7 protein-coding genes are annotated in these 9,020 nt (G+C 45.1%); 5 read left to right on the forward strand and 2 right to left on the reverse strand.

Annotated elements, in window-relative coordinates; all coding sequences use genetic code 11:
* Positions 1 to 181: 181 nt before the first annotated feature.
* The 3 genes from H6S82_RS09560 to H6S82_RS09570 are packed head-to-tail and all read left to right on the forward strand — an operon-like array spanning position 182 to position 2,566.
* On the forward strand, positions 182 to 1,402 hold the full coding sequence (locus tag H6S82_RS09560; RefSeq protein WP_190465545.1) for a hypothetical protein: 1,221 nt from the start codon (positions 182 to 184) through the stop codon (positions 1,400 to 1,402).
* 18 nt (positions 1,403 to 1,420) lie between these two features.
* The gene (locus H6S82_RS09565) at positions 1,421 to 1,834 is read left to right on the forward strand and encodes a hypothetical protein (protein ID WP_190465543.1); all 414 of its coding nucleotides are present in this window, start codon (positions 1,421 to 1,423) and stop codon (positions 1,832 to 1,834) included.
* 60 nt (positions 1,835 to 1,894) lie between these two features.
* Positions 1,895 to 2,566 carry a hypothetical protein gene (locus H6S82_RS09570; RefSeq protein WP_190465541.1) on the forward strand — a complete coding sequence of 224 codons (672 nt, stop codon included), beginning with the start codon at positions 1,895 to 1,897 and terminating at the stop codon, positions 2,564 to 2,566.
* 77 nt (positions 2,567 to 2,643) lie between these two features.
* Here H6S82_RS09570 and H6S82_RS09575 read toward each other — a convergent pair whose 3' ends face one another.
* Entirely contained in the window at positions 2,644 to 3,243 is a 600-nt protein-coding gene (locus tag H6S82_RS09575; RefSeq protein WP_190465539.1) for a DJ-1/PfpI family protein, read from the reverse strand.
* Between the two features lie 374 nt (positions 3,244 to 3,617).
* Here H6S82_RS09575 and H6S82_RS09580 point away from each other — a divergent pair, with 374 nt between their 5' ends.
* A complete protein-coding gene (locus H6S82_RS09580) occupies positions 3,618 to 6,374 on the forward strand; it encodes a PAS domain S-box protein (protein WP_190465537.1) in 2,757 nt (918 codons plus the stop codon).
* Between the two features lie 191 nt (positions 6,375 to 6,565).
* On the opposite strand, the gene H6S82_RS09585 is transcribed toward H6S82_RS09580, so the two are convergent.
* Positions 6,566 to 7,639, reverse strand: a complete 1,074-nt coding sequence (locus H6S82_RS09585) for an N-acetylmuramoyl-L-alanine amidase (RefSeq protein ID WP_190463936.1) — start codon at positions 7,637 to 7,639, stop codon at positions 6,566 to 6,568.
* A gap of 562 nt (positions 7,640 to 8,201) precedes the next feature.
* Between H6S82_RS09585 and H6S82_RS09590 the strand changes: the two genes are divergently transcribed.
* A partial coding sequence (locus H6S82_RS09590; protein ID WP_191056176.1) for a serine/threonine-protein kinase occupies positions 8,202 to 9,020 on the forward strand: 819 nt, incomplete at its 3' end.

A 9,020-nucleotide genomic window follows, 5' to 3' on the forward strand; every position in this document is an offset into this window, starting at 1 on the left:
CAAGAGATAGTAAGATAGTTAGCAATAGAGCGAGATATCTTGGCAGCAATTGGGCATATCGCTCAATAATAGATAAAGGATCGGGGTAGCTGACTTTGACATTCTCAAGGCGCTAAACCTTGGGAATATAGGGTGGCATTACCGGGATTGCTGTTGGTGTGAGTTTTGTGAGACTACTTATATGCGTTTATCCACTCTTGCTGTATGTACGTTAGCTGCTCTGGCAGCTGGGGCTTTGAGTGCAGAAGCCAGTCCCAGTCAGAGTACGCACGCTCCTCCATCTGGTGCTTACGCCGCACCGGAAACTGTAACAGCGCCATCTCTGGCGCAGCTAGTTGCCCAAATTGAGAACGATAGCAACTCTCAAATAGAGGTGACAAAGCAACTCGAAGCAGAATTAAGCTCGATCGCACAACCGACAAATAACATCATCGCTCAGTCATCTCCCGCAAGCGCTAAGCAGTCCGAAGCAACGGAATTGCTTGTGACGGAAAACCCAGGTGCGGCAGCCCTGCGAGCCAATAACTTCGTTTCCCAGTCATCCATAAACGCGGATGTCAACCAAGTACTGAACGATCGCCAAAGTCAAAATCAAACCAATTATTGCGGTTCGCAAACGACACAGAACCCTACAGCCTCTAACTCCACAACCCAAGTGGCTCAAGGTTCCAGGAACTGCCCTCGTCCGCGACAGATTGCCCCTCTCTCCGTACCCGAAGTAGAAGATGAATTTGAATCTTCCCCTGGCTTGAGTATCTACATTCCCGTTGGCTTTGGTGCGGATCGAAACACCTTCTTTCTCGGCGGCACTTATCAAAACACCACGAGATCCGATGACGATGATAATAACGGCAATGTTGGCGTTGGTATCGGTTTAGGCGATGCCGATCGATTAGTTGGGGTGGAAATATCCTACGCCTTTGAAAATTTCAACGATGAAGATGATTTTGGCGAAGGCGGCTTTAACTTAAAAGTGCATCGTCGCTTGAGCCAAAGTCTATCGGTAGCAGCTGGCTATAACGGCTTGATCAATATCGGCAGCCATGACTTTGAACATTCCCGCTACGGCGTAATTACAAAAATCTTTCGGACGCGAGAATCGATTCGCGATCCTTTCAGTCGCCTCGCAGTTACGGTGGGAGTAGGCGACGGACAGTTTCGCTCGAACGGTGCGATCGATGCTGATGATAACGATCCCAACTTTTTTGGTAACGTAGCCTTCCGACTTGTCCGACCGATCAGCTTTATTACTGAATGGACAGGAACAGACCTAGCATTGGGCTTTTCGATCGCACCCTTTAAAGGCATTCCTTGGGTAATTACTCCCGCCGTGCGCGACTTAGCCGGTAGAGGTGACGACCCGCGATTTGTGTTAGGCTCTGGAATTTCATTTCAGTTTTAAGTAGGAGGTGCAACAATCATGCGGACAATTAAATCTTTTGTTTGGGTCGTCGGTCTATCTCTGATTGCCGGGTCACTAACGACTACTCCTGCTAAGGCAGATCACGTTCCCGACATTACAGGAACTAATTACTGGAACAACACCTCACCCCAATTCGGTCGTCGCGGCGTTCGCTTAGATCCCGATTTAGTCGATCGAGTCAGAAGGTTCAACGATGAAGCCGAACAAGCCTATAACGGTTGTTTGGCAGCAGTCGAAGCCGCACCGCCAAATCCCGGTGGCCCCCGACAGTATTTGCGAACCCCCCAAAATGTGGCAGGCGAATACCCGGCTGCGTGTCAGCGGCTCAATGCGTTGCGAAATGAGCGAGATAGCTTGCAGGATCGATTGCAGGGAATAGGACAGGCAAGTCCATCTCGGAAGATTTGGTAAATCTCTGCTTAGGCTGGCAACTTCTAGGTTTCAAGGTGAGTGAGGAGGAGTAAGAAAACTATGATCCAAAAAAAGGGTAAAAGCGATCGCACTGTTGGGGTGCAGTTGCTGATGGGAGCGATCGTCGCCGGAGCGATCGGCATTTTCTCAATGCCTGTAAAAGCTCAGAGCATTCCATCGCAAGGTGTCCAATTCAACGAAGATACCCTGATCGAATTTGAATTCAGAGAATCCCACGGCTACTACAAGTCTACTTTTGGCGTCATCAATTTAAGAACTCGCCAAATGACAGATCTGATCGCCGAAGTCAAACCTTTTGATGACTACAGCGATACCTCGGATCTGAACAATCCCTCAAGACGCACAGATGACACCGGCACGCCAAGGGATTTCCTGGGAACGCCCGGTAACTCCGTACCAGATGCCATCAGGCGGTTTACGTTTCAGGCAAATACCCCTTACGCTTTCTACCTGAAGGTTTTTCGACCCAACAACACGTTGGTAACCACACTTTATTCGACCAGATTCGAGCAACTGGGCAGCTCCGATGCAGATTCCGCCCAGTCTGAAGGTGGTCTATCCGACGGGAAGGTGGGCGATCGCACAGGCGTCCGCGTCAGCTGGGACGATACCGGACTACCCAAACCGGGAAGAGACAGGGACTATGATGACTTTATTGTCGAAGCTGGCGGTTTTCTTGTACCCCCCGTTCCTTGTCCCAGAGTAGAGTAACAGGCTGACCGATTTCAGCTTTTGTAGCTTCAACGCAGAAACCCGGTTTCTTGAAGAAACCGGGTTTCTTTTCGCATCTAAACCGCTACCATATCCTTATGTTCGATCTTAGTTCCTAAAACTTTGAGGAATTCCCCTAACCAACGGGGATGAGCGGGCCAAGCCGGTGCCGTCACCAGATTACCGTCAACCATCGCTTCATCAACCGGAATATTAACGTACAGTCCACCAGCAAGAGTGACATCTGGGCCGCAAGCTGGGTAAGCAGTGCAACTCTTGCCTTGCAAAACTCCAGCTGCTGCCAAAAGCTGCAATCCGTGACAAATAGCGGCAATAGGCTTATTTGTTTGGGCAAAGTGACGAGTTATTTCCAGTACTTTTTCATTTAAGCGGATATATTCCGGCGCACGTCCCCCTGGAACAACCAAAGCATCGTAGTTTTCTGGTTCCACTTCATCGAAGTTGGCATTTAAAGTAAAGTTGTGACCTGGTTTCTCGCTATAAGTTTGGTCGCCTTCAAAGTCATGCACGGATGTTCGTACCTTTTGTCCAGCTTTTTTGTCGGGACACACGGCATGAACGGTATGTCCGACCATTTGTAGCGCCTGGAACGGCACCATCACTTCATAATCCTCTACATAGTCGCCGACAAGCATCAAAATCTTTTTGGCAGCCATATTTTATTACCTTCTTTATTTCACTTCACTATTTAAATAATAGCCAAGTCAGTGTTGTCATCTAAATTGACACAATTTTTAATTCGATCGAGACCTGAGAAGCTGGGTTTCTTGCCAAAAATTGAGGCGGGAGAGCAGAGGTTTTTCAACATAACTTTTTTGGACGATTTTCCCTTTGAGCGCAGATGCTTTTTTGCGCCTATAAGTATTGTTTATTAATTCTTTAAAATAGCCGTTGCCTTGGAGAGATTACCACTCAGTTATTTTATCTAGATGGAAGTAATTCTGTCTATCGGTAGAGCCGAAATATAAAATTTTTCTTTAGATTAGAGGACATCTTTAAACGTATTAATAAAAAATTAGGCAATGACTAAATGAAAAACACAAAACTAGCTACGCGCAAAACCTGTCAAAGGTTCTTGAGTAGCCAGACAGTCGAGATGACGTTGCAGTTATACGAACGGGCGATCGCAGCAACCAGCACAAGTATCGTAATTGCCGATGCGCTTTTACCGGATTTTCCTATTATTTACTGCAATGCAGCTTTTGTGCAACTTACAGGTTATTCGCTGGACGAAATTTTGGGACAAAGCTGCCTTTTTTTACAAGGCAGGGACACTGACCTATCTGGGTTGGCGCAAATCCAACAGGCGCTGCAAGCCAAGCGGGAATGCCGGGTAGTATTGAAGAACTATCGCAAAGACGGCGGTGCTTTTTGGAATGAATTGACTATTTCGCCAGTGCGAGATGTGCGCGATCGCATCACTCACTTTATTTGCGTACAAGTAGATGTAACTGAGCAACAAAAAGCTAAAAAGAGAATGCAAGCGCAATCTGCGGCAATGAATGCTTCAGCAGATGGAATGGCTATTTTCGATTCTACAGGGGAATTTATCTACATAAATGAAGCTTACGCTCAAATGAATGGATATGACAGTGCCAGAGATCTGATGGGGAAAAATTGGCAACTTCTCTACGATCGAGCAGAACTAAGAATATTTGAGCAGTATATTCTGCCTGCTCTGGAAAAACGTGGGCGATGGCGAGGTGAAGCGGTTGGTTTGCGACAAGATGGCAGCAAGTATCGGCAAGAATTATCCTTGAGCGAGATTGAAGCAGGCATGGGAATAGTTTGCGTAGTGCGGGACATCAGCGATCGCAAGCAAGCAGAAGTGGCGCTGCAACAAGTAAACGAATCGCTCGAACGCCGAATCGCTGTGGACAGAGCTCAATTGAGACAAGTCATTGACAAACTGCACAGGGAAACGCTGGAAAGGCAGCAGGCACAAGCAATTTTACGCGAAAGCGAAGCACTGCTGCGGCCTGTGGTCACCAATTTACCGATAATATTATTTGCGACCGATAAAGAAGGTAAGATCGCTCTTTTAGAAGGAAAAGGATTAGAGCCTTTGAATCTAAAACCTGGGGAATTAATTGGGCGATCGATCCTCGAACTCTACCTTCAAGAACCCGATATTCTCAGCAGAATTAGCCACGTCCTTGCAGGTGAAGAAACTGCCTGGGTTTGTGAAATTGGAAACTTGGTATATGAAAATCGAGCTACACCCCTAAAAAACCAAAGTGGTGAAATCTTGGGCTGCATCGGTATGGCAATGGATATCACCTATCACGTAAAACTTGAAGAAGCATTGCGGCAGCAAGCGGATCGGGAACTGCTGGTAGGAGCGATCGCTCAACGCATTCGCAAGTCTTTAAATCTAGAGGAAGTCCTCAATACCACAGTACAAGAAGTGCGGCAATTTCTGCAAACAGACAGAGTAGTACTTTACCGCTTTGAATCGGATTGGAGTGGCGTGGTGGTGGTGGAATCTGTGGGCGAAAATTGCGAACCAATTTTAGGAATTCCGATCGAAGATCCGTGCTTTAAAGAAAAGTACGTTCGGCAATACCAACAAGGTCGCATTCGGGCGATCGCAGATATCTACACCAGCGATATTGCCCAGTGTCACATCGATTTACTAGCTCGGTTTGAAGTGCAAGCTAACCTGGTAGTTCCCATTTTGCAAGGAGAAAACTTGTGGGGATTGCTGATCGCTCATCATTGTAGTGGCCCAAGGGAATGGCAGGAAACAGAAGTCACCCTGCTAGCACAATTGAGCGTGCAAATAGCAATTTCCATTCAGCAATCCGAATTATATCAAAAATTACAAACAGAACTTGTCGATCGCCTGCAAGCTGAAGCTGCCTTGCGACAAAGAGAAGAATTACTTTGCCAAAAAGCCTGCGAACTCGAACAAACCCTCAACGAGTTGCAAAAAACGCAATTCCAACTCATTCAGAGCGAGAAAATGTCTAGTTTGGGGCAATTAGTCGCCGGTGTAGCTCACGAAATTAATAATCCCGTCAACTTTATTTACGGTAATATTGAGCCTGCTAGAAATTACATTCAAGACTTGCTAGATATCATAGATCTCTACGAGCAGCACTGTCGGCAACCAAGTGCTGAAATTGAAGAAAAAGCCGAACAAATTGACCTAGAATTCATCAAGCAGGATTTACCGAAACTATTGGAGTCAATGCGGGTGGGAGCAGACCGAATTCGCGAAATAGTACGCAGTCTGCGTTACTTTTCGCGCACGGACGAAGCCGAGGTAAAAGCAGTGAATATTCACGAAGGCATTGACAGTACGCTCATGATTTTACAAAATCGTTTAAAACCCAATGCCAATTATTCCGGCATCTCGATCCTTCAAGAATATGGCAACCTACCTAATGTGGTGTGCTACCCCGGACAGATTAACCAGGTGTTTATGAATATCCTCAGCAATGCGATCGATGCTTTGCAAGAGAGTAGTAGGTATTCGGTTGCAGATAGTCAGGAAAATTCTCACCCAACACCGACAATTCGCATTCGCACTGAAGTTTTACACAACAACCGCATTGCGATCCGCATTGCTGACAATGGCCCAGGTATGCCAGAAGCGGTTCGTCAGCGCTTGTTCGATCCCTTTTTTACAACTAAACCAGTTGGTAAAGGTACCGGTCTTGGTTTGTCGATAAGTTACCAGATTGTAGTTGAAAGACACGGCGGTAAATTGCACTGTTTTAGCCAGCTTGGTAAAGGTACTGAGTTTGCGATCGAAATCCCTCTCCATCAGAATGGGGGGTAGAGGAGAGCGGGGGAGTCAAAAGTCAAAAGTCAAAAGTCAAAAGGAAAAAAGGGGTTAGGGATTAGGGGTTAGGGGTTAGGGAAAGTCAATCATTCAAAAATTCCTCCTCTTCCCTTTTCCCTCTTCCCTCTTCCCTCTTCCCTCTTCCCTCTTCCCCTAATCCCTAACCCCTAACCCCTAGCCCCTCATAACTAACTCCGCCATTTTTGGGCAAACTGTTCCAAAACCGCTTGAGAAATTTGCCCTTCCAGCCACTCCAAAGCCTCGTCTTGATAGGACAACCCATCATAATACTTGCAAACATTAATCATAGTTAAAGGTTGTGTTGGTTGCGGCGAAGTTCGATCGCGCCATCTTTTTGCAAACTCATCCATGATTGGTTTGGGAATTTGCCCTTGCAGCCATTCCAAAGCACGATCTTGCGCTGGCAAACCTTGATAATACTTGCAAACATCGACCAGACTGATAATTTCCGATGGTAGCGGTTGTGGTGGCGGTGAAGTAATTAATGCCTTCCAAGTTTTTGCCTCCACAACTCCATCCGCAGTCAAACCTTTAGATTTTTGAAACCCGATTACAGAAGTTTGCGTGTTAGTACCAAAAACGCCGTCAATAGAGCCAGGATTAAAGCCCCAAGCTTTGAGATATTTCTGCAAATCTTTGACTTTTGAACCCTTCGAGCCTTTCTTTAAAGGTATGCTGGGGGGAGCTAAAGTTTGTCGAACAACTCTTCGCAAACGGGGCAATTGGCTGTATAGCCAGTCGCCAGGGCAGTCAGTCGCTTTAAAGTCTCGATGTCCTTTAATATTGTCCGGATCGATATTGTAAGCAGAGCAAAGAGCAGCACATAATTCTACCAGACTATTCCATTGGGCTGTTCCCATCCGGTGAGTCATGAAGTTACCTTCATTTTCAATTCCTGGTGACTCGTTTGCCGCCTTATTTCCAGCGTGAGCAGAACGAACGCAATGTCCTTTGGAAATTGCTGCTAAAGTACCCTGTCTTCCCTCTAGTACAAATCCGCCGATCGTATTCAAAAAGTTGTGTCCGGAATCGTTCCAGCCGTTAGTCTCCATGTGAGCGCGTTGGATATTTCTGGCTAGCTGTTTGCCTCCTTCCAATGTTCCTTTAGATATAGCATTAGGAGGATTCGGGCTATCCGTATGGTGAATTATTATGAGTTTAGGTATTGTTTCTTCCGGCAACTCTTTCGGGGGTACGGCTCCCCAGTTAGCAGCGGAAATAACACTTGCAGTGAAAGGCATTTGAATTTCCTCTAAAATTTATACTCCAGTCAGTGACTCTAAAATTTGTTTTAGAGCTGCTTTTATATATTTGATTCAGGTGTCGATTTATTTCCTCCGGATCGCTTTTTAGGTAAATTCTCTAAGTTCATGAATTTTGGCGAATGTGTGGAAATACTTACATTAAGAACGATTGCCAACTTTTAAACTAAAGATAGTCGATGTCATCGTTATATTTTCGTTATTTTCGGTCTTTTTCGCTCCGGATCGGGCCAGGAGAATTGGATATAGTCTCTGGAAGCTCTGGCGATCGATCCCCATGAGGCAGAATTTGCAAGCATTGCATTCCCAGATTGCACCTGCCTACCAGGAAACAAAATAAATGAGAATAAAGTCCTGTAATAAAAGCAAAAGTAGCTGATTGAAATTGGATTATTACTGATTATTAATAAAAGCCCCAACTCCAAAAAAGCTATGTTAACATAACTGCATCTTCAGAGTAGGCAATTGTTGCCAACCGAATCTTTCTGTATTTGTTCGTGTAAAATTAACGAATTTAAATCTCAGTAAAAATACGGTGATGATGTTCGTATTTACAGGCTATCAAATTTTAGAGCAAATTTACGAAAGTGCCAATTCTTTGGTTTATCGTGGGTGGCAAGAGCGGGATAATCAACCTGTGGTACTGAAAATTTTAAAGCTAAACTATCCAACTTTCTCCGAACTGATTAAATACAAACAGGAATATTATATTACGCGATCGCTCGATTATCCCGGTATTATCAAAGTCTACAACCAAGAAAAATATCAAAACACGCTCTGCATAGTTTTAGAGGATTTTGGGGGAGAATCCTTGAAATTATGGATGAAGAAGCGAGTATTTACTCTCTTGGAATTTATCGAAATTGCGATCGCAACTACTGATAGTTTGGGTCAGATTCACGCCGCTAATATTATCCACAAAGATATCAACCCATCGAATATAATTTTCAATCCAGCAACAAAGCAGTTGAAAATCATCGACTTTGGCATTGCCACTCAATTAACTAGGGAAAATCCTACCTTGAAAAATCCCAACGTTTTAGAAGGTACACTTCCCTACATTTCCCCAGAACAAACTGGTCGGATGAATCGCGCTCTCGATTATCGCACAGATTTTTACTCTTTGGGTGTTACTTTTTATGAATTGCTGACTGGAAAACTGCCATTCGAGACTGACAACGCCCTAGAGTTAGTTCATTGTCATATTGCGAAACAGCCGCTACCACCGCATCACATTAATTCAGAAATTCCGCCAATTTTGTCGAAAATAGTAATGAAATTGATGGCGAAAACTGCCGAGGATAGGTATCGGAGCGCCTGGGGATTAAAAGTAGATTTGGAAAATTGTTTAAATCAGTGG

It is taken from the genome of Planktothrix sp. FACHB-1355, assembly GCF_014748295.1.
Classification (GTDB): domain Bacteria; phylum Cyanobacteriota; class Cyanobacteriia; order Cyanobacteriales; family Aerosakkonemataceae; genus Aerosakkonema; species Aerosakkonema funiforme_A.

What these genes read in the sequence shown, in the direction of transcription:
- H6S82_RS09560 (WP_190465545.1), top strand. Translation starts at nt 182, where the DNA reads ATGCGTTTATCCACTCTTGCTGTATGTACGTTAGCTGCTCTGGCAGCT.
- H6S82_RS09565 (WP_190465543.1), top strand. Translation starts at nt 1,421, where the DNA reads ATGCGGACAATTAAATCTTTTGTTTGGGTCGTCGGTCTATCTCTGATT.
- H6S82_RS09570 (WP_190465541.1), top strand. Translation starts at nt 1,895, where the DNA reads ATGATCCAAAAAAAGGGTAAAAGCGATCGCACTGTTGGGGTGCAGTTG.
- H6S82_RS09575 (WP_190465539.1), bottom strand. Translation starts at nt 3,243, where the DNA reads ATGGCTGCCAAAAAGATTTTGATGCTTGTCGGCGACTATGTAGAGGAT.
- H6S82_RS09580 (WP_190465537.1), top strand. Translation starts at nt 3,618, where the DNA reads ATGAAAAACACAAAACTAGCTACGCGCAAAACCTGTCAAAGGTTCTTG.
- H6S82_RS09585 (WP_190463936.1), bottom strand. Translation starts at nt 7,639, where the DNA reads ATGCCTTTCACTGCAAGTGTTATTTCCGCTGCTAACTGGGGAGCCGTA.